Below are 23,737 nucleotides of genomic sequence, written 5' to 3'. Positions count from 1 at the left end.
AAGTACCGTCCCTCCGACCACCGCAATTTAAAGCCTCTCAAGGATGAGGTGGAGAACATCCATGCATGGAATCAGACGTTGTTATCTCGCCCCGACCTTGTTTGCCCTGTTTGCCACCCTCTGGCAACCCAGCTGCCTGGCCGCAGACGAAGCCATTGTCTCCAGGATTGAAGCCATGGAGGCCGGTTTCCCGGTGCAGGTGCTCGGAAACAGGTTAATGGCCCATCAGGCACTGTCTGCCTTTTATGGCGCCAACGGATACCAGCGAGTATGGCAATCAGCCGAGCTTCGCCGGCAATTGATTGATTCGGTTGAACAAGCCAGCGATGACGGCCTGAACCCGGCTGACTATCACGCGGATATTCTTTCCGGGCTGACGCTCAGACCCATGAGCGATTTCTCTGAGGACCTGAGGGCCGATCTGGATCTGCTTTTCTCTGACGCCTTTCTGATGCTCAGCTCACATATGCTGGTCGGCAAGGTCAACCCACAAACGGTCCACGCAGAGTGGACGGCCAATCGGCGCCAACGCCAGATGGAATCCGTTCTGCGGGATGCGTTGGAGCGCTCGGACATCACCGGCACACTGGATTCGTTGCGGCCATCCGATCCCGCCTACCGAAAGTTGATGACTGCACGACAGGAACTGACCAGATTGCTGGGCCAGCCCTGGTTACCTCTGGCCTCTCGCCCGACCATTCGCCCCGGCGACAGCGATGAGCGGCTGAGTGAAATTCGCCGCAGACTCTCTCTGTTGGGAGAGCTTGCGCAGGGAACTGAAACCGGTACGGATCCGCTTGACTACGATGCGGAACTTGAAGCCGCAATGATGGGTTTCCAGGCCCGACATGGTCTTGAATCCGATGGTCTTATCGGGCGCGACACCGTAGCGGCCCTTAACCTGATGCCGGTGGAACGACTGCGCCAGATTGACGCCACGCTCGAACGTTGGCGCTGGCTGCCGGAAACCCTGGGCGACACTTATGTACTGGTCAATATCGCCGGATTTGAGATGAAGATGGTCGAAAACGGGGAAGAAGTGCTGCGCAAACGGGTGATCGTGGGCCAGCCCTTCCGTCAAACCCCGGTGTTCAGCGACCGCATCCGGTATCTGGTATTCAATCCCACCTGGACCGTACCGCGCACAGTGATGATTCAGGATCAGTTGCCACAGATAGTCCGGGATCCGGACTATCTCTCCCGACTCAATATCAGCGTTTACCGTGGCTGGGGCGCTGACCGGCAAAAGCTGGATCCGCTGGACGTTGACTGGTCATCACTGAACCGGAATAACTTCCCGTACCAATTGGTGCAGGAACCCGGCCCCCAGAATGCCCTGGGGCAGGTTAAGTTCATGTTTCCGAATCAGTACGATGTTTACCTGCACGATACGCCGGGTCGCGGGCTTTTTTCCCGGGCCGAGCGATCATTCAGTTCTGGCTGTATCCGGGTGGAGCAACCGTTCGATCTCGCAGAGCGGCTTCTGGCATCGGCGCCCGGCTGGTCCAGGGAAAAGATTGACCGGGTGGTTTCCGGGGCAGAACCGGAGACGGTCGTGCTCCCGAAACCCGTGCCTGTGCATATCCAGTACTGGACGTCGTGGGTGGATAACGAGGGACAACTGCAGTTCCGCAATGATTTGTACAATCGCGACGCCCGCCTGATCGACCAGCTCCGGAAAACCGCCGAGGGGGATACGCGCTACACTACACCGGTATCCGTCTCGAATCCGGAACGGGCAAAGCTCTGAAACAGGATACACCCATCAGTTGAGGAGAAATCATGAAACAGATTCTGCTCGTGGCTTTCGTGATACTGATACTCCAGGGGTGCCAGTTGCTGCCCTCCGGCCAGGACGGGATTGAGGCCGACACTGTCTTCGTCAGCGCCAGTCATTGTCTCAACGAATACCTGGATGATCTCGAGAAGGTGCATTACGGCCCCTGTCTCAAGATCATTGCTATCAATGGCGAAGAGCCGGATGTAAGAGAGGACGGCTTTGTTGAGCTACCGGTAGCCACAGCGCTGACCATCGGCGTGAGCTGTGTATATCGCCACGCCGACGGCTCGCCAATTCCGGCAACCATGGAAAATTCGGACTTCTCCGTGAGCAAAACCACATTTGCAGAACCCGGCCAGCGTTGGTATCTCCACGCCCACAAACAGGCCCGAGGCGTCGTCGGCTGTGCCCCTACCCTGTCCCGTTCGGTCTATCCAACCCATGACACGGACTAACGCCGCTGGCCAGTGGGATCGGGTTCTGACGCTCAGAGATGGCAGGATTTTGGCCTACACAGACGTTGGCGATCCTCTTGGCTACCCGATTGTCTTTGGTCACGGCATGCCGGGCAGCCGTCTCGAGGGCCGCTTTTTTCACGACAAAGCCCGGGAGCACGGGTTTCGCATCCTGAGCCCGGACCGTCCCGGTATCGGCAACTCCGATTTCCAACCCGGGCGCAGACTTCTCGATTACCCGGACGATATCGAACAGCTTGCCGATTCACTGGAGCTTACCCATTTCTGTCATATCGGCTGGTCCAGCGGCGGTTCGCGGACCCTGGCTTGCTGTTACAGACTGGCGGGTAGGGTTGATCTCGGTGTCTGCCTTTCCGGTCTCACACATTTTGCCGAATATCCGGGCTCCGGCGGACTGCTTCAGGCCACAAGATGGCCAGGCCCGCAGCTGGTCCGGCTCAGCCCCCGACTGACCCGACTGGCTGTCACCTTGATGGTCTGGCTGTCCAGGCGTCACCCGGGGCTGTATCTCAAAGGTGCCGAGGAAATGGCCAGCCGGAGCGATCGCAAGCTCTTGCAGGCGTTAATTAACGGGGGAGAATTCCGGAGAGATCAGCTCATGTGTCTTAACAGTGGCGGACGAGCCATTACCACCGATTTGCTGACAGAGCTTGGAAACTGGGGATTCAGCCTTCGTGAAGTCCGGACCCCGGTACTCATCTACCAGGGCGAAGAGGATCCATTCGTACCCATGGACTATGCTCTCCATCTCACCAAAAACCTACCTGCCGGGGAACTGATCACAATGCCCGGGCTCGGGCATCTTTACCCCCTATCCCGGGAATTTCAGGATCAGCTTTTTCAACGTCTCACGCTGCAATTGGGCAGCGAGAAGAGAAAGGAGTTACACGCATCATCATGACCAACAAAATTGATATCCATTACTGCACGGGTTGTCGCTGGCTTTTGCGTTCGGCCTGGATGGCACAGGAGCTGCTGACAACCTTCGAAAGTGAAATCAGTGAGCTCAGCCTGCATCCCGGCACTGGCGGGGTTTTCGAGGTATGGGTCAATGACAAGCGCATCTGGTCTCGCAAGGAGGACGGTGGCTTCCCGGAAATTACCCGACTCAAACAGCTGGTTCGGGATCAGATTGCGCCGGACCGCTCGCTTGGGCATTCGGACAATAAATCCGCCTCCTCAGAATAATCGTTCAAAAATATTGACAGGGTGCGTCGATATTCTTCGCTTTAAGAGTCCGAGGCGCGGCCCGATAGTAGGTGCCCATCAATTCACTTATATGTGAGGGTATCTATGAGCGACGTGATGCAATCCATAAAGTTCAACACCATTGAGGTACCTAACCGATTCGCCCTGGCACCGATGACGCGGACCAGCGCAGAGCCAGACGGCACTCCGAATGCCCTGATGGCCGATCACTACGAAGGCTATGCAAAAGGCGGCTTCGGACTGGTGATCACTGAAGGCACCTACACCGACGACAAGGCAAGTCAGGGCTATGCCAACCAACCCGGCATAATAAACCAGGAACAGATCGATGGCTGGAAAGCCATTGTCGATCGGGTTCACGCCGCAGGCAGCAAAATCATTGTTCAGCTTATGCACGCCGGCGCGCAGTTCCAGGCAAACCGTTTCACCGAACAGCCCCAGGGCCCCAGTGAAGTCACACCCAAAGGCGCACCGCTTGGGTTTTACGGTGACCAGACTGAATGGCAAACCCCTGCGGCCATGACCAAGGCCGACATTCAGGCGGCTGTTGATGGTTTCGCACAATCCGCCGCCAATGCGAAGGCCGCCGGGTTTGACGGTATTGAGATTCACGGTGCCAATGGCTACCTGTTGAATCAGTTCCTGAGCACGTATTTCAATCGCCGCGAGGATGAGTACGGCGGAGCACTGGAAAACCGGCTTCGCCTGGTGGTGGAAGTCGTCCGCGCAGTAAGGGAGGCTGTTGGCGAGAACTTTACCGTCGGCATTCGACTGTCCCAGGGCACCGTAACCGACCCCGACTACCAGTTGCCCGAGGGTGCAGCAGGGTTCCGCCAAATTGTGGAAGCCGTGCGTGATGCCGGTGCCGACTTCGTTCACACCACCGACGGTGACGTGAACCGGAAGCACTTTGCGGAAGGAAACGAAAGTCTGGCTAGCGTGGCGGCCAGCGTTGAAGGCATCAACCTGATCCTCAACGGCAGCATTGATGAAACCAATTGCCAGGACGTTGCCAACCAGTTCCCCCACACCCTGCTTGCGGTCGGCAAGAAAGCGCTCGCAAACCCCGACTTCGTGCAGCGACTCAAAGACGGCAAAGAGATAGCAGACATCGATTTCGCGATGCTGCAACCGAAGGCCACGATTACCAACGAACTGGCCTGGCGCAAGCAAAACGTCGCCTGATTGTCTCTGCCTCCCTATCGATGTTGCAGGAGGAACCCAGCTGGGTTCCTCCTGCGTAGCTACTTCGAACTGCTATGCTGACATCACAAGCGAAAGGGAGACTGAATGACCTCTGACATCAGTATTGTCTGGCTGGGAACCATGGCCAGTCTGTTGGCTGGCCTCGCCAGCGGCGTCGGCGCACTGGGCGTGTTCCTTGTTCGCACCCTGACCCATAAACTGCAGGACGGAATGCTCGCGTCGGCCGCGGGTGTCATGCTCGCAGCTTCATTTTTTTCATTGTTGTTGCCGGGACTGGAGTATGGGGAGCAGATTACCGGCGAAACCTGGACTTCCGCCCTGATCGTCATTTTCGGTCTGCTATCTGGAGCTGCCGCGCTCTATTTCGTTCACCAGAGACTCCCACACCAGCACTTCGAGCTGGGCCGGGAAGGACCGGACGCCTCCTATATTCGCGGCATCTGGCTTTTCATCGTCGCCATCACCCTTCACAACTTTCCCGAGGGTATGGCCGTGGGTGTCGGTTTTGCTGGCGGCGACGTCAATAACGGGTACGTGCTGGCCACCGGCATCGGGCTTCAAAACATCCCGGAAGGGCTGGCCGTGGCATTTTCCCTGCTTGCCATCGACTATTCCCGTACCAAGGCATTCGCCATAGCCCTCATGACCGGCCTTGCCGAACCCCTGGGTGGCCTGTTCGGCGCTACCCTGGTGTGGCTGGCCGAGCCCCTGATGCCCTGGACCCTGGGCTTCGCAGCGGGCGCCATGCTGTTCATCATCAGCAATGAGATCATCCCGGAAACTCACCATCGCCAGTGGAAGATCATGTCCACCTTCTGCCTGATGGTCGGTTTCGCCGTGATGATGTTCCTGGATGCTACGCTGGGCTAACAGCCCAGACGCCCGCAAGGGCTTCCAGCGCCTCGGCTATCAGCGGCTCGTCCTGCCGGTCCCGGTGCCATATAAAACTGAGTGCGCAAGGCAACTGTACCCCATCGACAATTTCCAGACCGGTTTCCTGGCGCTCAGCCATGGCCAGCGCATCCCTGGCGAGGCTGAGGCCCACTCCGGCCCGAACCAGGTCCAGCATGCAGGCCTCCTGATCGACCTGAGCCACGCCACGGGGCATTAAGCCCATGGGATCCAGAGTGCCTTTGAGTAGCCGGTGATGAACGGAGTCCTCGGGCGTCACAATCCAGGGCATGGTGGCCAGATCAGACCATTGCACAGACCGAATTCTCGGCCCCCAGCCCGCGGGGGCAACAACATAATAGTTGAACCGGGTCAGCTCACGATGAGTCACATCGGGTGCCAGTGACCCCGGCCCAACACCCGGCGGAGCCAGAAAAAAGCCGACGTCGAGCCGGCCATCCCGTACCTGCTCCAATACGCTGCCGCTCATGCCCTGCCTTAGTTCGGTCTCCAGTTGAGGCGCCCGTTCGACCAACCGGCGCAGAAACGCACCGAGACGGATGAATTCTGGATCCACAATGGTACCGATGCGCAATCGCCCTCGCAGCGTGCTGTGCATTGCCCGGGCGCTCTGCTCAAAGGCGGCCACGGCTGCCAGCGCTTTCTCTGCCGGCGGGAGCAGAGCCTGGCCATCCGGTGTCAGGACCAGCCCCTGGGGTTTGCGTAGAAACAGTTTCAGCCCTAACTCATCCTGCAATTGCTTAAGCTTCAGGCTAACGGCGGGCTGGGTCAGGTGAAGGCGAATTGCTGCACGGGAAACGCTACCCTCCCGCGCCACGGTAACGAATGCCCGAAGGCTCTGAAGGGGATGCATAGAAGACCTCGCTTACAGGACACGATATAAGATTAACTTATATTTCGCTTTTAAAAATCTCAATTGCTTTACCCAATAGCCACCCCTAACCTATATGGTCAGATATTAATCAACGCTCATTTTAGCCCGCAGAATCAAACATTCTGTCCCATTTTAGAGGCTGAGCACGAACAGACAGAGGCATCCATGACCGAAGCAACCATCCAGCATTATATTAATGGCCAAATATCTCCCGGCACATCCAGCCACTCCCAGGAGGTATTCAACCCGGCTACCGGCCAGGAAACCGGACGGGTGGCCCTGGCCAACCGCGAGGATGTGAACGCTGCTGTTGCTGCCGCCGATGCAGCCTTCCCCGCCTGGGCCGACACCCCGCCCATCCGCCGGGCACGGGTCATGTTCAAGTTTCTGGAGCTGTTGAACATGCACAAGGATGATCTGGCCCGCGCCATCACCGCGGAACACGGCAAGGTGTTCACAGACGCCCAGGGCGAAGTGGCCCGGGGCATCGACATTGTCGAGTTTGCCTGTGGTATTCCCCAGCTTCTGAAGGGCGATTACACCGAGCAGGTCAGCACCGGAATCGACAACTGGACCACCCGCCAGCCCCTGGGCGTGGTCGCCGGCGTAACCCCCTTCAACTTCCCGGCCATGGTGCCCATGTGGATGTTTCCGGTAGCGATCGCCGCAGGGAACACCTTCGTTTTGAAGCCCAGCCCGCTGGACCCAAGCGCGTCCCTGATGATTGCCGACCTGCTGAAACAGGCTGGCCTGCCCGATGGCGTATTCAATGTGGTCCAGGGTGACAAAGAGGCGGTGAACGCCCTGATCGAGCACCCGGATGTTCAGGCCCTCAGCTTTGTCGGCTCTACCCCCATTGCCAACCTGCTCTACGAGAAAGGCGCAAAACACGGCAAGCGCATTCAGGCCCTTGGCGGCGCCAAGAACCACATGGTCGTCATGCCGGATGCCGATCTGGACAAAGCCGTTGACGCGCTGATCGGCGCCGCCTATGGCAGTGCCGGCGAACGCTGCATGGCCATCAGCGTGGCCGTGCTTGTTGGCGATGTTGCGGACAAGATCATGCCCCGGCTTGCCGAAAGAGCCCGTGCCCTGAAAGTAAAAAACGGCGAACAGCTTGATGCCGAGATGGGCCCGATTGTGACTGCCGCCGCACACCAGCGCATTACCGGCTACATTGACAAGGGTGTGGCCGAAGGCGCTGAACTGGTGGTCGATGGCCGCGAGTTCGATGCGTCGAACACGGGCGATGGCTGTGCCGATGGCTTCTGGATGGGCGGTTCACTGTTTGATCATGTCACGCCCGACATGACGATTTACAAGGAAGAAATTTTTGGCCCGGTTCTGGCCTGTGTCCGGGTACCGGATATCGCCACCGCCATCCGCCTGATCAATGATCATGAATTTGGTAACGGCGTAAGCTGCTTTACCGAGAGCGGCAGCGTCGCTCGGGAATTTGGCCGCAGGATCCAGGTCGGCATGGTCGGAATTAACGTCCCCATCCCTGTCCCCATGGCATGGCATGGCTTTGGTGGCTGGAAGCGCTCCATGTTTGGCGATACCCACGCCTACGGCGAAGAGGGCGTAAAGTTCTACACGCGCCAGAAATCCATCATGCAGCGCTGGTCCGATTCCATTGATGCCGGCGCCGAATTTGTGATGCCAACAGCCAAATAACGACAGACGCAGCTGCGGAGAGAGCGCCATGCCCGACAACAATAACGCGACGGGACAGCAGGAATTCGACTATATCGTGGTAGGCGCCGGTTCAGCCGGCTGCCTGCTTGCCAATCGCCTGAGCGCGAACCCGGAGAACCGGGTATTGCTCATTGAGGCAGGCGGGAGGGATAACTACCACTGGATTCACATCCCGGTCGGCTATCTGTACTGCATCGACAACCCACGCACCGATTGGCGCTTCCGCACCGAGCCGGACCCCGGCCTGAATGGCCGCTCCCTGATCTACCCGCGGGGCAAGACGCTCGGGGGGTGTTCCAGTATCAACGGGATGCTTTACATTCGCGGCCAGGCCCGGGATTACAACCAATGGGCCGAGATAACCGGCGAGGACGCCTGGAACTGGGATAACTGCCTTCCCGATTTCATGCGTCACGAGGACCATTATCGTCTTGATGATGGCGGCGATGCTGACCCGGAGCACCACAAGTATCACGGCCACGGCGGCGAATGGCGTGTGGAGCACCAGCGCCTGAAGTGGAAAGTGCTGGAGGACTTCGCTACCGCCTGCGTTGAGGCTGGCATACCGCGTACGCGGGATTTCAACCGCGGCGACAACGAGGGTGTTGACTACTTTGAAGTAAACCAGCGCTCCGGATGGCGCTGGAACACATCCAAAGCATTCCTCAGGGACGCCGAAAAGCGCCCCAACCTGACCCTGTGGCACTCAACCCAGGTGCTGGGCCTGGAAACAGAGAACTCCGGCTCAGGGCCCCGCTGTGTCGGCGTCCGGGTCGAGCGCTCCGGCGGCGATGACGTCATCGCCCGGGCAAAACGAGAAGTCATCCTGTCCGCGGGCGCCATTGGCTCACCTCAGCTGCTCCAGCTTTCCGGCATTGGCCCTGCCGACCTTCTGAACGAGCACGGAATTGATGTGGTTACCGACCTTCCTGGCGTTGGGGAGAACCTCCAGGATCACTTGCAGATCCGGTCCGTGTACAAGGTAAAAGGCGCCACAACCCTGAACACCATGGCCAACTCCCTGATCGGAAAGGCCCGAATCGGCCTGGAGTACCTCCTTACCCGCTCCGGTCCCATGAGCATGGCGCCCTCGCAGCTTTGCCTGTTCACCCGCAGTTCCGAGGAGTACAAACACGCCAACATCGAGTACCACGTTCAGCCCCTGAGCCTGGACGCCTTCGGCCAGCCCCTGCACAACTTCCCGGCCATCACCGCCAGCGTCTGCAACCTGAACCCCACCAGCCGTGGCACTGTGCGCATCCGCAGTAACGATCCAAAGCAGGCGCCGGCCATCTCGCCTAATTACCTGAGTACGCCGGAAGACCGCAAAGTGGCTGCCGACTCTCTGAGGGTGACGCGACGTATTGCCGAACAACCGGCCTTCCAGCAGTACCAGCCCGAGGAATTCAAACCAGGCCTTGAGTACCAGACCGACGACGAACTGGCCAAGCTCGCCGGAGATATTGGCACTACGATCTTTCACCCGGTGGGAACAACCCGCATGGGGCGGGCCGATGATGACCAGGCAGTAGTTGACCCGCACCTTCGGGTCCGGGGCGTGGCCGGACTGCGCGTGGTAGACGCGGGCGTGATGCCGACTATCACCAGCGGGAATACCAACTCCCCAACCCTGATGATTGCGGAAAAGGCCGCCCGCTGGATTCTGGCCGGTGAGTGAGTATTGAACTGGTTGCAGTTTCCAGGTTTTTGACGGTGATCAGGCTGCTAGACTTGGCAGCCTGTTTCATTTGCAAAGGACTGACTCATCATGACGCTTGCCACCTGGTTGGCCGTTGTCACCATCTGCGTTCTGGGCGCCATGTCACCGGGCCCGTCATTGGCCCTGGTTCTCAAACAGACGCTTACCGGCGGTCGACGCAACGGCGTCATTACCGCCCTTTCCCACGGCATCGGTGTCGGCATCTATGCCTTCCTTAGCATTCTCGGGCTGGCCGCCATCATCACCGCCTCGCCAACGGCGTTTTCAATCCTGCAGTGGGGCGGCGCCCTGTATCTCGCCTGGCTGGGAATGAAAGGGCTGATGGCAAAACGGCAGCCGGATGACGAACTGCCCGAGCCGCCTACCACCAAGAGTGCCGCCCGCGACGGCTTTCTGATTGCCTTCTTCAACCCGAAAATCGCCGTCTTCTTTCTGGCGCTTTTCAGCCAGGTCGTGGGCACCGACACCAGCCTGATGGCCAAGTTCGGCTACGCCGCAACCGCCCTTGTCATTGATACCAGCTGGTACCTGATTGTTGCCTGGCTTTTCTCCAACCCGAAATGGCTTACCCTGCTCAGGCAGAAGGCCGTGTGGTTCGAGCGTATCTTTGGCGCCATTCTGCTTGGCCTGGCCGGCCGCCTGGTCCTCGGTATTCTGAACGGCAAATAACCGGCTCAACCCGCCAACTGAACAATCTCATCGTACTCGCGAGTCTGAACCACCTGCTCGGCAGCCGGTTGTGAGGCCAGGCTGCAGGCCTCATTGACCATGGCATCGGCTACCGTTTGCGCCTCAATGCCCCTGTACTTATCCAGGGGACCAATCAACAGGCGGTTGACCAGCGGCATCGCTTTTATCCCCAAAGCCTCGGCGGTTCGCTGTTCCTTCCGGTCGCCCAGCAACAGACTGGGGTGATAAATGGACAGGTAGGGATAGTCGAGATCTCTCAGGGCGTCTTCAAGCTCGCCCTTCACCCGGTTATAGAAAATGGTCGACGAGGATGAGGCGCCGATGGCGGACATCAGGATAAACGCCCTCACACCCTGGGAGCGGCCCAGCTCCCCCGCTTTCAGAGGGTACCCCAGATCCACCTTGCGGAACTGGTCCTGCGAGCCGGCTTTTTTGATGGTGGTGCCCAGGCAGCAGATAATCACATCGACATCGAAGAGTTCGGAGTGATCCTCCAGGCGATCAAAATCGACTTCATGCTGTGCCAGTTTGTCATGCAGCGTAGGCAGCTTGTGCCGCACCAGTGCCACCACCTGTGACACCTCGTCCCTGCCCAGCAAACCCTGCAGCACCTTGCCACCGGTCAAACCGGTAGCACCCAGCAACATCACCCGCATATCAGCCCTTCCCCAGATTCATCTGAACCTATCCTACCAAAGACCCATCGAAACGGGTTTATTGTCGTATGTAACACCTGAACGCCCCATGTTGCACTTATTCCTTGCAGACCAACAACAGGAGAACAACCATGACAACAGCCTCCACTACCTTACGGGACCTTAAAGGCCTCGGCCACACTCCCTCGAGCCTTTCCGAATCCGCCCTGATCATGATCGACTGCCAGAACACCTATCGCGAAGGCATCATGAAACTTGAAGGGGTCGAGAACGCTCTGGAAGAAGGGAAAAAGTTGCTGGAACGAGCCCGGGCACTGGGCATCCCGATTTTTCACATCCGGCACGATGCCGGCCCCGGCTCTCCCTATGACATTAACGATCACATCGGGGCCATAGCCGATATCGTGGCGCCCATCGAGGGCGAGCCGGTGATAACCAAGAACTTCCCGAACTCGTTCGTGCAGACGGATCTTGATGAGCAGCTCAAAGCCAAAGGCGTGAAGAACATCATCCTTGCGGGCTTCATGACCCACATGTGCGTCAACTCGACCGCTCACGGCGGCTTCAATCTGGGGTACGCGCCCACGGTCGTTGCCAGCGCGACGGCATCCCGTCCGTTGCAGGCGGCCAACGGCAAGGTACTGTCCGCCCAGGAAGTGCACGATGGCGCCCTGGCGTCCACGCGGGACCTTTACGCGGCGGTGGTCGACAATATCTCCGATGTGCCGGACTGACCACACCTAAAAAAGCACCGGGCATGGCCCGGTGCAAAGACTGACAACAGATCGTCAGGTGGACGTAAATACTGCAAGCTTAATCGCTGACCGGACTCTCTTTCATGGCGGCGCTCATTCGCCGACGCAGCAGTGGACCAATCAGGTAAGGCAGAATCAGTCCCAGGCCTGCAACGATCCAGAGCCCCATTGCCAGCGGGCTTGCCCAGAGCACACTCCAGTCGCCATCCGAGAGCACCAGGGCATGGCCAAGGTTCTTTTCCATCTCCGGCCCCAAGAGCAGGCCAAGGATGATCGGCACCAGCGGTATTTCCAGCTTGCGCAGAAAGTAGCCGGCGACGCCGAAAGCCACCATGAAGTACAGATCGAAAGTGCTGTGGCTGATCGAATAGATGCCAACGAACGCCACCATGGTAACGATTGGCAGCAGATACATCGGCGGCACCGACAGCAGCTTCACGAAAAAGCCCACCAGCGGAATGTTCAGCACCAGAAGCAGGACGTTACCGATCAACAGGGCGGCGATCACGCCCCAGACGATGTCCGCGTTCTGGGTAAACATCAGCGGTCCCGGCGTGATATTCAGGGAAATCAGCATGGCCAGGAGAACCGCCGTAGTACCGCTTCCGGGAACCCCCAGGGTGAGCATCGGAACAAGGGCACCAGAAGATGCGCCGTTGTTACCGGCTTCCGGCGCAACAACACCCCGGATGTCGCCCTCTCCGAATTTGCCCTTCCTGCCAACAACCTGTTTCTCCAGGGTGTAACTGATAAAGCTGCCCAATGAGGCACCGGCCCCGGGCAAAACGCCGGAGATAAAGCCAAGCACACCACCACGCAGCTGGGTCGGGATCGTCATCACCAACTCTTTCATGGTCAGTGTCAGTTTGCCCACGTTCATCTTGTCTCGCCCCCGGCCCATGCGGGATTCCACAAAGAACAGAAGCTCGGAGATGGCGAACAGCCCGACAATGGCCAGAATGAAATCGATACCCTCATACAACTCCAGCACACCAAAGGTGTAGCGCTGGGTCCCGGTCGAGATGTCGATGCCCACTGTGGAGATCATGATCCCCAGGGTGGCGGCGACCACGGTTTTCACCGGGTTCTTGCCGGTGATTCCGCCCAGCGTGGCAAAGGCCAGAAGGAACAGGGCAAAATACTCGGCCGGCCCAAAGGTAAGGGCAAACTTTGCCAATACCGGCGCCAGCATGATCAGACCGATAGTGCCAATCAGACCCCCAGCGAAGGAGGCAATTGCAGAAACTGCGAGAGCGTCGGCTGCCCGGCCCTTCTGAGCCATGGGATACCCATCCAGACAGGTCATCATCGCCGGTTCATCACCCGGAATGTTCAGCAGGATCGAGGAAATCCGGCCACCGTACATGGCACCGGCGTACACTGCTGTCAGCAGGATCATCGCGGTTTCCGGCGGCAGGCCAAGGGTGAAAGCCAGGGGAATAAGAATGGCGACACCATTCGCAGGCCCCAGACCGGGCAGACATCCAATCAATGTGCCCACGAACGCACCGAATAGCGCAAACATCAGGTTGTAAGGGGTCAACGCAACGGCAAACCCCTCCATCAAGAAGCCAAGCGTTTCCATCAGTGCACCTCCAGCAAGCCGGCCGGCAGACTCAGGGACAGGCCATAGTTGAACAGCACGAAGACCACGACGGCACTCAACAGACCGGTGAGAAATGCCGGCCTTGGCGCTGCGCCCATGCGCCAACTGAGGGTACCCACAGCCAGGGTAGTGGCAATGACGAAGCCGAGGGGCTCCAGCAGCAACGTGTAGACCACAAGAACCACCAGCGAGATCACAAGCTCAAAGGCTGATTTGCCGACTGGCCACTGGGCGTCCGGATCCGGCTTGATCATCAGGTAGAGGCTGCCTGCCACCAGAACAACCGCGAGCATGGTGGGAAAGGTTTCCGGGCCCACGGTCTCGGCACCACCGAATGGCTCGGGCCACTGCTGGGCGGCCCAGCCATAGGCAACGGCGAGAACGAGCAGACCCAGACCGAGAATACGATCACCGAGACTGGTCATTTGAGGAGCCCTATTTCACGTGAGAGGTTCTCAATGTCCTGCACCTGGTCGCGAACAAACTCGTCGAACTTGCTCGCCGGCGGGTGGAACGGAATCAGGCCATTGCTCTTCATAACCTTTTTCCACTCCTCACTGGCGTAGAGAGTATCGACAGCCTCAACCCAGTAGGACTTGGCTTCCTCACTGGCGCCTTTGGGCATATAAAAGCCACGCCAGTTTGGACCAACTGCATCAATGCCCTGCTCCTTAGCTGTTGGAAGGTCGCTGAATCTTCCGGGCAGACGTTCCTCGGAGAGCACTGCGACGACCCTCAGGTCACCAGACTCAAGAAAGCCGGTGGCTTCCGAAATATCTCCGGTGAACGCGTCCACCTGTCCACCAACAACCTGACTCATAGCCTCGCCGCCATTGTTGTAGGAGAGGTACGGTATCGAGGGGAGCTTGTCGGCACCCGCTGCCTTGGCAGCAATCAGCACCTTGAGATGGTCCCAGCCGCCACGTGCGCTGCCACCGGCGAACTTCACAGACTTCGGGTTGGCCTTTACGGCATCCATCAGGGCATTGAGGGACTGGTACTCGGAGTCCTTGCCAACGGCAATGATGCCGTAATCGGCACCGAGCGCACCGACCCAGGTCACCATATCGGCGTTCATACCGGGGAACTGCCCCTGGGCGAGGCGGGTGGTGGTGGCAGTGGACGCGGCAACGAGCAGCTTATTATCGTCGGCCCGCTTGCTCACCGTGTGCGCATAGGCGACGCCGCCACCGGCGCCCGCCATGTTGACGGTCTGCACACTGCCATCCACAAGGGCAAGATCCTGCAACACGTTACCGACACTGCGGCAGGTGAAATCCCAACCGCCGCCGGGATCGGCAGGGGCGAGACATTCCACTTTTCCGGAGGGCTGCCAGGCCATGGCAGACATGGAGACGGCCGCAGCCGCCACAAAAGACAGGGTTCGCTTGATCATCATGGTTGTCACCTCATCAACTTGTTTTTGTGATCACTCCTGAGGCAGGACCGTGTTGGCCGGGTCCCTGGCTGTTGCAGGCCAGAGGAGCGATTGCAGGCAGGTTAATAGGTGAAACCCGAGACCCGGAAGCTTGTGCACGTAACGCCTTTAAAGGGCTTAACGGGCATTTTGTTCATATTGATTACGGGCAACCCGGGCGATCATGCAGTACCCTGACAACCAAACGACAACAAGCCATGACCAACCGTGTTTCGAAAAACCAAACTCAAAACCCGAATGATCCTTACACTGGGTCTGCTGGGCGCGCTGCAAACCATGCTCATTGGTGGCTTTGCCGGCTATTACCTCAGCGATTCCCTGTACGATGAGATCGGCCAGCGGGCACTGATGGTCGCGAAGACCGTGGCCGCCACCCCCGCCGTGATTGATGGCGTGCGTTCCCGGGATGTAAACGGACTGAACCGCCTTGCCACGCGCCTGACCGATACCAACCAGGCCTTGTTTATTGTCATTGGCGATCATGAAGCCATTCGCCTGGCCCATCCGGACGCAAGCCGCATTGGCCACTCGATGGGTGACGATGATGGCGACTTCGGCCGCAAGGCCTTGGTGGAAGGAAACGCTTATGTGGCCCTGGCCAGAGGCAGTCTTGGCGAATCCATGCGCGGTAAGGCGCCCGTAACCGTTCCGGAGACCGGAGAGATCGTTGGAATCGTGTCGGTCGGCTACAGCGTTGAGCAGGTCGAAGCTACCATTCAGCGCTACAACCTGGTGCTCTATGGCGTGGTCGGGCTGATGCTGCTGGTCACCATCCTGTCGGCCATTGTCATCGCCGGTCGATTCAAGCAGGCCATCTTCGGGCTGGAACCGGAGGAAATCGCCCGGTTGTTCCGGGAACGGGAGGCAACGCTCCAGTCCGTGCGGGAGGGAATCATTGCCGTTAATCGGGACGGGATGATCACCACAGCAAACCGCGCGGCCTATGAAACACTGGATTTGCCAACCGACGATCCTCTTGCCGGCCGCCCGATTCTGGAGGTTCTTCCGGAAAGCAGCCTGATGTCGGTACTGGAATCCGGTCACCCGGATTTCGACCGGGAGATCTGGCTGCGTGGTCGCCAGATGGTAGTCAACCGGTTACCCGTTCGACAGGGCGACGAGATCATTGGCGTCGTTGCTAGCTTCCGGCTGCGCAATGAACTGGATCAGGTAAGCCGACAACTGACGCGGATTCAGCAATATGCGGATACCCTGCGCAGCCAGACCCACGAATATTCGAACAAACTCCACACCATTGCCGGGCTTATCCAGATCGGGGCTACCGAAGAAGCCTTGAATCTGATTGGCAGTGAAGTGAGTGACCATCAGGCGCTTATTCACCTGCTGCTGGAGGCCGTGCCTGACCCGGTCATCGCCGGTTGCCTGCTCGGAAAATACAATCGCGCCCGGGAAATGGGATTAAGACTGGATATCGATCCCGACAGTCAGATGGCAGATTTGCCCGCCGCCCTGCCCCGGGATCAGCTCGTCAGCGTACTTGGTAACCTCATCGATAATGCCCTGGACGCTACACGTCTGGAGGCAGGTGCCGGTGGGCGAGTGCAACTCTCGATGACTGATCTCGGCCAGGAGCTGATTTTCGAAGTCCAGGATCAGGGACCCGGCATCCCGAAGTCTGAAAGACAGCGGATTTTCGAGAAGGGGGTCAGCAGCAAGGAAGGGGAAGCCCGCGGCTATGGCCTGCATCTGGTGCAACAGTTTCTTGTTTATTGGGGCGGCTCGGTAACCGTCGATAACATCCCGGAAGGCGGCAGTCGCTTTACCCTATACTTACCGAAGAAGCCCGAGCGGAGGTTCGAACATTGACCACCATTCGTCTGCTGATTGTTGAGGATGACCGGAAAATAGCCGAAATACAGCGACGCTTTGTTGAGCGGCTGGAAGACGTTGAGCTGTGCGGCATCGCCCATACGCTTGCCGATGCCCGGGACCAGATTGAAATACTGGCACCCGACCTGATTTTGCTTGACGTTTACTTTCCCGATGGCAATGGTCTTGAACTGCTTCGGGAACTGAGGGCTGAAGACAGCGGTAGCGATGTCATCCTGATTACCGCCGCCAAGGAGGTCGAAACCCTGCGCAGCGCTTTGCGAGGTGGCGTTTTCGACTATATCCTGAAGCCGCTGGTATTCGAGCGCTTGCAGGAGGCCGTGAACCGCTACCGTGAGCACATGGCGCGCTTGTCTTCACTGCATCATGTCGCGCAGAAGGAGGTGGACGCCCTGCTGCCAAGAACGTCCAACGAAACTGTCCAGAGTATGGATCAGCGATTGCCCAAGGGGATTGATGGACTGACCCTGGACAAGATCCGGGCGGTGATGGCGAGCGGTCACCACCTGAGTGCCGAGGAAGTCGGAGCGGCCATCGGCGCCTCCCGAACAACTGCACGTCGTTACCTGGAATACCTGGTGGGTACTGAAGAGCTGTCCGCCGAAGTGACCTATGGTACTGTCGGCCGCCCGGAGCGGCGATACTGTGCCCCACCCCCTTCTTCACGAGTAACAACGGAGTTCTGATTGAAGGCGCTGATTCTCAGTCTTGCAGCACTCATGTTCCTGACCGGCTGTCAGGAATCCCCCACGGGTCGGAACCGGCTGGCCCTGGTTCCCGACGCTGTTCTGGCGGACATGGGGCAGCAGAATTTCGAGCAGATGAAACAGCAGAACGCCTTGATCACACGGCCTGATGTCAATCGGCTCGTCCAATGCATCACGGAAGCCCTGGTGGTCGCCGCCCAGACGGAGTATCCGGAAGCTCCTATGCCCCAATCCTGGGAGGTAACCGTCTTCGATAACCCCACGCCAAATGCTTTCGCCCTGCCCGGAGGGAAAATCGGCGTGCATTCAGGCCTGCTGGAGATCGCGGAGAATCAGGCGCAACTGGCCACGGTCGTTGGCCACGAAATTGCCCACGTTCTTGCCGATCATGGCAATGAACGGCTGACCCAGGAACTGGGTCTGCAAGCCGGCATGCTACTGATCGGCCTGTTCACCGAGAGCGAAATTGCAGAGGACCAGATTCAGCAGGCCCTCGGCATCGGTGCCCAACTGAGCATCACCCTGCCGTTCAGCCGTGCCCATGAGGAGGAGGCGGATCTGATGGGTCTGGAAATCATGGCCCGAGCCGGCTTCGAACCGGACCAGAGTGTTCGCCTCTGGCAGAATATGGCGCGGGCTTCAGGCGCACAACCGCTGGAATTTCTTTCCACCCACCCGAATCACGATACCCGCATTGCCTCGCTGCAGAATCAATTGGCGGCTGCCCGCTCGGTTTTCGAGACCGTTCCGCCGGCCAACTGCCAGATCTGATCAGGTCGCGCTCACCGTATAATTGACTATCATCAAGTCAAGCGGCGCGTTAATACTGAGGCAGATTCCATGGTGGAACGCTTGCCACATCCGGACGGCTTCCGGCTAATTCTCACCCCCAACCGCTCCCTGAGCTGGCATGGCAATGTCAGAATCTGGGCCGCCCTGTTCGTGCTTTCAGCCCTCATAGCCACGGGATTCACGCTCATAGGCGCCTGGGTAATCATCCCGTTTGCCGGGCTGGAACTTGTCGCGCTTGCCTGCGGCATCTACCTCACATCCCGGGCATGCCAGCGGCAGGAGGTTCTCTCCATTAGCCGTGACGACATTCATCTGGAGAAGGGCAGAAAACGCAAGCAGGCAGAATGGACGCTCCCCACCCGCTATGCACGGCTTCGGATCCAATCACCGCCGCATCCGTTCACGCCGGCCAAACTGTCACTCACCCATCGGGATACAGAAGTATCAATTGGCGGCTTCCTGAACATTGAAGACACCGAGAAGCTCATTGGCCTGCTCGAACAGAACGGCCTGATGATCGAACACAAAGAGCCCGATCCGCAGATCGGGCTCTGGTTCTGATATTTCCGCGCAACGCTGGATGTTTACTCGTAGCTGGACGCAATGCGGGCGATCTCTCCGGCTTCACGGGCCTGATCCAGAGCCCGTTGAAGATCTTCGATCACCGCCGGATCGGTATTGTTGCTGAATGCCAGATACATGGGCGTTTCCCGGAACACCAGCACGGGCTTCAGCCCGGTAATCCCGTGCTCCTCTTCCGCCACCAGAGGACCAACCAGACCATCGGTTACCCAGAGATCCGCCTGGCCCAGGGTGAGACGACGGGTATTCACGTCCCCGGAAATACCCATGATTACGTTGAAACCCTGATCGACCAGATACTCGGACATCACATCGCCCTTGTAGCCTGCGATTCTCAGGTCTTTGGCATCTTCCAGAGAATCCAGTGTGATGTCGGAATCCGGTGCAGCAAAGAGTGTCCACTTGATGGATGCCAGAGGCCCCACCCATTGAAACTGGTCTTCCCGCTCGTCGGTTCGTGCGGTGCAGAAAAGTCCATGATTTTCCCTGTCCTGAACCCAGTTATAGGCGTAGCTCCAGTCCCGCATTTTCATGACATAGTCGTAGTCGACCCGGGAAAGCATGGCTTTCACCATATCCGTGCAGATGCCGGTAATGTCCTCTTCGTTGTGGGCAAAGCCTTTTCCGGTTTCAGAGGCGTTATAGGGAGGGTAGTTTTCGGTAAAGATGTACAGACGCTCGGCTGCAAGGAGCGGTTGACCGACGGCAGACAGCGTTAGCGCGATGATGCCGGTTTTTATGCCTTTGATTACCTTCGAGGAGAGCGATGCAGTTTCTGTGGGCATTCTCTAGTCCTTTTCGACGATTCAGCTGGAACGGAAGTCAGGCGGCCGCAACGGGAGGCCAGAAATCAGAAATATGGTTGCAAAAGCGACACTCTGGCATTTAATGTCAGCCATTGTGGTTGATTATGCCAGCAAAGCCCATGATTGCGTTTCCTGCGGGAAAAGTCAGTGACAAAACGTATCTGAAAGCCCGCCGCCTTTTAGCAACCCTTTATGCAGTGCCGGGCATACCTAATCGGTCTTCAGTGTTGGCGGCGGTGCTGACGACCTTCGACCCGATCACACGCAGGCTGCCCTGCTTACACACTACGTTGAGAGGGGTGCGGGAGACCACATCACCATCGGCCGTCACCGTTTTTGGTTTGCCGGTATGCACCAGACAGCGCTGGCTTTTGATATGGACCAGGGTGCTGGTGCGTTGCGGAGCCTGCCTGTTCAGGCGGACCATCAGAAACGTGAACAGAAGCTGAAGAATTGGTCGTGGCCGGATGGCGATGATATCCAGCTGACCATCGCTGGCCGACGCCTCGGGAATCTCGTTGCCGCCCCCGAAAAAAGCGCCACTGGCCACTGCAATGGAAAGCCACCGTCCCTTGACCACACCCCGGTCGCATCGGATGGTTGCCCGGAAACCTCTTTTTGCGTTCAACCGACGCAGCAATTCCACACCGTAGCTGAAACGCCCGAGGATTTTTTTCTCAGCGCCACGGGACTCCCTCGCAGGCAAGGTCCCCATGCCGATATGGGCTACATTCAGGAAGATGCCATCGCCATAGTCTGCAACGTCGACCGTTTGCGTGATGCCGCTGGCAATCAGCTCGCACAGGGCTTGCGGCTGGTCAGGAAGGCCGAGATTCCGCGCAAAGTCGTTGGCCGTTCCAGAGGGCAGAATGGCCAGCGTGGCACCTGTCGCCCGGCAGACGGCAGCCGCACGGTTCACTGAGCCATCACCCCCTGCAACGATAACGATATCCCGGTCACCCAGATTCTCGGTCCAGTCAGCCTCTTCAAAGTCATGGCAGTGAGGATCCCGGATACCCGCGGATGCCAGGTGCTCCAGCCAGAAGTCCCGGCCTCGCTCACCATCACCCGCTCTGGAATTGCAAATCAGCCAATAAGCCATGGCGCTTGTCTCTGCTCTCCTGCTCCAGCACAATCCTTGCGACCATTCCCTCACAATAATGAACAACAAGGCAAGCGCGATGGATTTTGTCAGAACCCCGGAGAAACGCTTTGAAAGACTGCTGGACTATCCCTTTGAGCCCCACTACCTGGAGGTAGGCGGTCTGCGAATGCACTACGTGGATGAAGGTCCCTCAGAGGCAAGCCCGATTCTGATGATGCACGGGGAACCTTCCTGGTCCTACCTCTACCGTCACATGATTCCGATCTGCGCGGCGGCCGGACACCGGGTTATCGCACCGGACCTGATCGGTTTCGGCAAATCCGACAAACCCACGGCGATCAACGACTACTCCTACCAGCAACACATGGACTGGATGCAGTCGTTTTTGGATCAACTGGACCTGAACAATATCACTCTGGTCTGCCAGGATTGGGGGTCTCTGTTAGGGTTGCGGCTGGCCGCAGAGAATCCCGACCGGTTCCGGGCCATCGTGGTCGGCAACGGCATGCTGCCCACCGGCGACCAGAAAGCGCCGCCAGCGTTCAAAATATGGAAGAACTTCGCCCTGCACAGCCCGTGGTTCCCCATCGCGCGGATCATAAACACCGGTTCCTTCCGCAAGCTGGGCCCCGATGAAATGCGCGCCTATGATGCGCCCTTTCCGGGCAAGAAATACAAAGCCGGCGCCCGGGCCTTTCCCCGACTGGTACCGGTGCATCCCAACGACCCCGCCAGCGAGGCCAACCGCAACGCCTGGAAGGTGCTTGAGCGTTGGGAGAAACCCTTCCTGACCACCTTCAGCAACGGGGATCCGATAACCCGGGGCGGCGATGCGTATATGCAGAAGCGGATCCCGGGCGCCAAGGACCAACCCCACGTGACCCTCAAAGGCGGCCATTTTCTCCAGGAGGATTCACCCGTGGCCTTCGCCCGGGCGATCAATGATCTGCTCGCTACCCTGTCCTGAATATTGCAGTCCGGAGAGTGGCAATCTCAGTCCTGGCCAACCGGCACCCGCGGCCGGTAATGCCAGGACGACCAGCTGTACAGGCCCAGTGCGATCCAGATCACCACGAAACTGATCAACTGAACGTCACTCAGTGGCTCGCCGAAAACCAGCAGGGCAATGAAGAACTGCAGGGTCGGGTTTATGTACATCAGAAAACCGACGGTCGCCAGCCGCAGACGTCGGGCAGCACCGGCAAACAGCAACAACGGGATGGCAGTCACAATACCGCTGGCCATCAACAGCGCGCCTATATAAGCGCTATCTCCGAAGTGGGACATACCCTCCCTGGCAAGCCAGCCAAAGGTCAGCAGGCCAACCGGCAGCAGCAACATGGTTTCGACAAACAATCCGGATAATCCATCCAGCATCACCTGCTTTCGAACCAGGCCATAGGTGCCAAAACTGATCGCCAGAGCTAGGGAAATCCAGGGCAGCTCACCGAGGATCACCAACTGGATCAGAATTCCGACGCCGGCAAGTACAACGGCCGCCATCTGCCATGGCCCCATGCGTTCACGAAGCACCAGCATCCCGAGCGCCACATTCACCAGCGGCGTCAGGAAATAACCCAGACTGGCCTGGAGAACATGGCGGGTTTCCACGGAATAAATGTAGATGCCCCAGTTGGCGGCAATGAGCACGGCACAGGCCAGCACCCGCCAGAGCTGGGTGGGATTCGCCAATGCCGCTTTAACCGCTGGCCAGCGACGCAGGCCACTGATAACCACAGCCAGAAAAACGCAGGACCAGATGATCCGGTGTATCAGAATCTCGAAGGCAGGCACGCCCTCGAACAGGGCAAAGAACAGAGGAAAACAGCCCCAGATGGTGTAGGCGCCCAGACCATACCAGACGCCTTTGGTCACTTCCGTCATGTGTCAACCACCCCTGGGAACATTGGCTAAGCCGGTTTTTTCTGGGTGACTACCAATGCCACGCCAACGATGGCGATCAGGCCGCCCATCATGGCGAGCCCGCCCAGACGCTCATCGAACAGCAGATAGGCCTCAAGCGCGGTAACCGGTGGCACCAGATAGAAAAGGCTGGCGACCTGGGAAGCTGCGCCCTGGCGGATCAGCCACATCAACAGAAGAACGGCACCGGTGGACAAACCGATGACAAGCCAGGCCATGGAAAGCTGCAGCTGCAGGCTCCACTCGACTTCCCGGGTTTCGAGAGCAAAGGCTCCAATGGCAAACAGGACGGCCGCTGCCGCAAACTGGATCAGGGTGCCCGCCACCAGATCCGCATTGGTGCCATACCGCTTCTGATAGACGGTCCCCATGGATATACCGGCAAGTGCAAAAACGGCCCAAAGCAGACTCCAGGGGGAATACAACGAGTCTGAACCGTTGACGCCAAATTTTTCCAACAGCACAAGGGCAACACCGACCAGCCCCAGAGTCAGGCCGACCCACTGCCGGACACTCACGGACTCCTTGAGAATCACGACGGCAGCCGCCGCCGTCACCAGCGGTTGCAAACCAACGATCAACGATACAATCCCGGACGCCATACCATCCTGGATCGCGTAAAAGACCCCGCCGAGGTAGCAGCCATGCACCAGCATCCCGGTGACCGCAAGATGCCCGGCTCCCCGCCAGCCCGGCCAACGGGTTTTCATAACCCACGCCAGCGCCCCGAGTACCACCAGCGTCAGCAACATGCGGATCAACAGAAGCGTAAACGGCTCCGCAAACGGCAGGCCGTACTTGGCGCCGATAAAACCGGTACTCCACAACCAGACAAACAGTGCGGGCACGAAAAACGAGAAGAACAGTGAGCGCATGAACCTCAACCGGATTCGATGTATTTATAAGCCTTCTACTTTATAAGTTAGCAGGCAAACAAAACAGATACAGAAA

At 58.4% G+C, this 23,737-nt stretch carries 24 protein-coding genes; 15 read left to right on the top strand and 9 right to left on the bottom strand.

The window, feature by feature from the left end; translation table 11 throughout:
- The first annotated feature begins 61 nt into the window (after positions 1-61).
- From WA411_RS10430 to WA411_RS10405, 6 genes are all read left to right on the top strand, one after another.
- On the top strand, positions 62-1,750 hold the full coding sequence (locus WA411_RS10430) for a L,D-transpeptidase family protein (RefSeq protein WP_291906140.1): 1,689 nt from the start codon (positions 62-64) through the stop codon (positions 1,748-1,750).
- A 32-nt stretch (positions 1,751-1,782) separates the two neighbouring features.
- A complete protein-coding gene (locus WA411_RS10425; RefSeq protein WP_291906141.1) occupies positions 1,783-2,235 on the top strand; it encodes a hypothetical protein in 453 nt (150 codons plus the stop codon).
- The gene (locus WA411_RS10420) at positions 2,222-3,157 is read left to right on the top strand and encodes an alpha/beta fold hydrolase (RefSeq protein WP_291906143.1); all 936 of its coding nucleotides are present in this window, start codon (positions 2,222-2,224) and stop codon (positions 3,155-3,157) included. Before WA411_RS10425 ends, WA411_RS10420 begins: the two co-directional genes overlap by 14 nt.
- A complete protein-coding gene (locus tag WA411_RS10415) occupies positions 3,154-3,444 on the top strand; it encodes a SelT/SelW/SelH family protein (protein ID WP_136629409.1) in 291 nt (96 codons plus the stop codon). Before WA411_RS10420 ends, WA411_RS10415 begins: the two co-directional genes overlap by 4 nt.
- Before the next feature lie 105 nt (positions 3,445-3,549).
- Complete coding sequence (locus tag WA411_RS10410) at positions 3,550-4,650, top strand: NADH:flavin oxidoreductase (RefSeq protein ID WP_291906146.1); 1,101 nt, start codon at positions 3,550-3,552, stop codon at positions 4,648-4,650.
- A gap of 105 nt (positions 4,651-4,755) precedes the next feature.
- Complete coding sequence (locus WA411_RS10405; RefSeq protein WP_069182912.1) at positions 4,756-5,541, top strand: ZIP family metal transporter; 786 nt, start codon at positions 4,756-4,758, stop codon at positions 5,539-5,541.
- On the opposite strand, the gene WA411_RS10400 is transcribed toward WA411_RS10405, so the two are convergent.
- A complete protein-coding gene (locus WA411_RS10400) occupies positions 5,528-6,436 on the bottom strand; it encodes a LysR family transcriptional regulator (protein WP_153633801.1) in 909 nt (302 codons plus the stop codon). The two genes, WA411_RS10405 and WA411_RS10400, sit on opposite strands and share 14 nt — an antisense overlap.
- Positions 6,437-6,622: 186 nt before the next feature.
- On the opposite strand from WA411_RS10400, the gene WA411_RS10395 reads away from it, so the two are divergent.
- From WA411_RS10395 to WA411_RS10385, 3 genes are all read left to right on the top strand, one after another.
- Complete coding sequence (locus WA411_RS10395; protein ID WP_291906149.1) at positions 6,623-8,134, top strand: CoA-acylating methylmalonate-semialdehyde dehydrogenase; 1,512 nt, start codon at positions 6,623-6,625, stop codon at positions 8,132-8,134.
- A gap of 28 nt (positions 8,135-8,162) precedes the next feature.
- On the top strand, positions 8,163-9,833 hold the full coding sequence (locus WA411_RS10390; protein WP_291906152.1) for a GMC family oxidoreductase: 1,671 nt from the start codon (positions 8,163-8,165) through the stop codon (positions 9,831-9,833).
- A 90-nt stretch (positions 9,834-9,923) separates the two neighbouring features.
- Positions 9,924-10,544, top strand: a complete 621-nt coding sequence (locus WA411_RS10385; RefSeq protein ID WP_069182908.1) for a LysE family translocator — start codon at positions 9,924-9,926, stop codon at positions 10,542-10,544.
- 5 nt (positions 10,545-10,549) lie between these two features.
- Here WA411_RS10385 and WA411_RS10380 read toward each other — a convergent pair whose 3' ends face one another.
- Positions 10,550-11,221 (bottom strand): NAD(P)H-binding protein, encoded by a 672-nt coding sequence (locus WA411_RS10380; RefSeq protein WP_069183656.1) that lies wholly within the window; start codon positions 11,219-11,221, stop codon positions 10,550-10,552.
- 131 nt (positions 11,222-11,352) lie between these two features.
- Here WA411_RS10380 and WA411_RS10375 point away from each other — a divergent pair, with 131 nt between their 5' ends.
- On the top strand, positions 11,353-11,955 hold the full coding sequence (locus tag WA411_RS10375; protein WP_291906157.1) for a cysteine hydrolase family protein: 603 nt from the start codon (positions 11,353-11,355) through the stop codon (positions 11,953-11,955).
- A gap of 79 nt (positions 11,956-12,034) precedes the next feature.
- Here the strand turns inward: WA411_RS10375 and WA411_RS10370 are convergent, their stop codons facing one another.
- From WA411_RS10370 to WA411_RS10360, 3 genes are read right to left on the bottom strand one after another with little or no spacing between them, the layout of a single operon-like run.
- On the bottom strand, positions 12,035-13,561 hold the full coding sequence (locus tag WA411_RS10370; protein WP_291906159.1) for a tripartite tricarboxylate transporter permease: 1,527 nt from the start codon (positions 13,559-13,561) through the stop codon (positions 12,035-12,037).
- A complete protein-coding gene (locus WA411_RS10365) occupies positions 13,561-14,007 on the bottom strand; it encodes a tripartite tricarboxylate transporter TctB family protein (RefSeq protein WP_069182906.1) in 447 nt (148 codons plus the stop codon). Before WA411_RS10365 ends, WA411_RS10370 begins: the two co-directional genes overlap by 1 nt.
- On the bottom strand, positions 14,004-14,981 hold the full coding sequence (locus tag WA411_RS10360) for a Bug family tripartite tricarboxylate transporter substrate binding protein (RefSeq protein ID WP_291906161.1): 978 nt from the start codon (positions 14,979-14,981) through the stop codon (positions 14,004-14,006). The genes WA411_RS10365 and WA411_RS10360 overlap by 4 nt, the downstream gene beginning before the upstream one ends.
- 246 nt (positions 14,982-15,227) lie before the next feature.
- Here WA411_RS10360 and WA411_RS10355 point away from each other — a divergent pair, with 246 nt between their 5' ends.
- From WA411_RS10355 to WA411_RS10340, 4 genes are all read left to right on the top strand, one after another.
- Positions 15,228-16,847 (top strand): ATP-binding protein, encoded by a 1,620-nt coding sequence (locus tag WA411_RS10355; RefSeq protein ID WP_227514469.1) that lies wholly within the window; start codon positions 15,228-15,230, stop codon positions 16,845-16,847.
- On the top strand, positions 16,844-17,557 hold the full coding sequence (locus tag WA411_RS10350; RefSeq protein WP_069182904.1) for a response regulator: 714 nt from the start codon (positions 16,844-16,846) through the stop codon (positions 17,555-17,557). Before WA411_RS10355 ends, WA411_RS10350 begins: the two co-directional genes overlap by 4 nt.
- Positions 17,558-18,349: a M48 family metallopeptidase gene (locus WA411_RS10345; protein WP_291906165.1), complete on the top strand. Its 792-nt coding sequence runs from the start codon at positions 17,558-17,560 to the stop codon at positions 18,347-18,349.
- A gap of 69 nt (positions 18,350-18,418) precedes the next feature.
- Positions 18,419-18,931, top strand: a complete 513-nt coding sequence (locus WA411_RS10340) for a DUF2244 domain-containing protein (RefSeq protein WP_291906167.1) — start codon at positions 18,419-18,421, stop codon at positions 18,929-18,931.
- Between the two features lie 23 nt (positions 18,932-18,954).
- Here WA411_RS10340 and WA411_RS10335 read toward each other — a convergent pair whose 3' ends face one another.
- Positions 18,955-19,737 carry a substrate-binding periplasmic protein gene (locus WA411_RS10335; protein WP_136631422.1) on the bottom strand — a complete coding sequence of 261 codons (783 nt, stop codon included), beginning with the start codon at positions 19,735-19,737 and terminating at the stop codon, positions 18,955-18,957.
- A 211-nt stretch (positions 19,738-19,948) separates the two neighbouring features.
- Positions 19,949-20,860 carry a diacylglycerol/lipid kinase family protein gene (locus tag WA411_RS10330; protein ID WP_291906169.1) on the bottom strand — a complete coding sequence of 304 codons (912 nt, stop codon included), beginning with the start codon at positions 20,858-20,860 and terminating at the stop codon, positions 19,949-19,951.
- Positions 20,861-20,939: 79 nt separating this feature from the next.
- Between WA411_RS10330 and WA411_RS10325 the strand changes: the two genes are divergently transcribed.
- On the top strand, positions 20,940-21,830 hold the full coding sequence (locus tag WA411_RS10325) for a haloalkane dehalogenase (RefSeq protein ID WP_291906171.1): 891 nt from the start codon (positions 20,940-20,942) through the stop codon (positions 21,828-21,830).
- 26 nt (positions 21,831-21,856) lie between these two features.
- On the opposite strand, the gene rarD is transcribed toward WA411_RS10325, so the two are convergent.
- Both rarD and WA411_RS10315 read right to left on the bottom strand, forming a co-directional pair.
- Positions 21,857-22,747 carry an EamA family transporter RarD gene (gene rarD, locus WA411_RS10320; protein ID WP_222465088.1) on the bottom strand — a complete coding sequence of 297 codons (891 nt, stop codon included), beginning with the start codon at positions 22,745-22,747 and terminating at the stop codon, positions 21,857-21,859.
- 26 nt (positions 22,748-22,773) lie between these two features.
- Complete coding sequence (locus tag WA411_RS10315) at positions 22,774-23,661, bottom strand: DMT family transporter (RefSeq protein ID WP_291906174.1); 888 nt, start codon at positions 23,659-23,661, stop codon at positions 22,774-22,776.
- Positions 23,662-23,737: the final 76 nt, after the last annotated feature.

The sequence above is a fragment of the Marinobacter sp. CH_CUG1437-1 genome (genome assembly GCF_037029655.1).
In the GTDB taxonomy this organism is placed as follows: domain Bacteria; phylum Pseudomonadota; class Gammaproteobacteria; order Pseudomonadales; family Oleiphilaceae; genus Marinobacter; species Marinobacter salsuginis.
The sequence above is the reverse complement of the archived record's forward strand: the minus strand, read 5'-3'. Positions and strand labels throughout refer to the sequence as shown.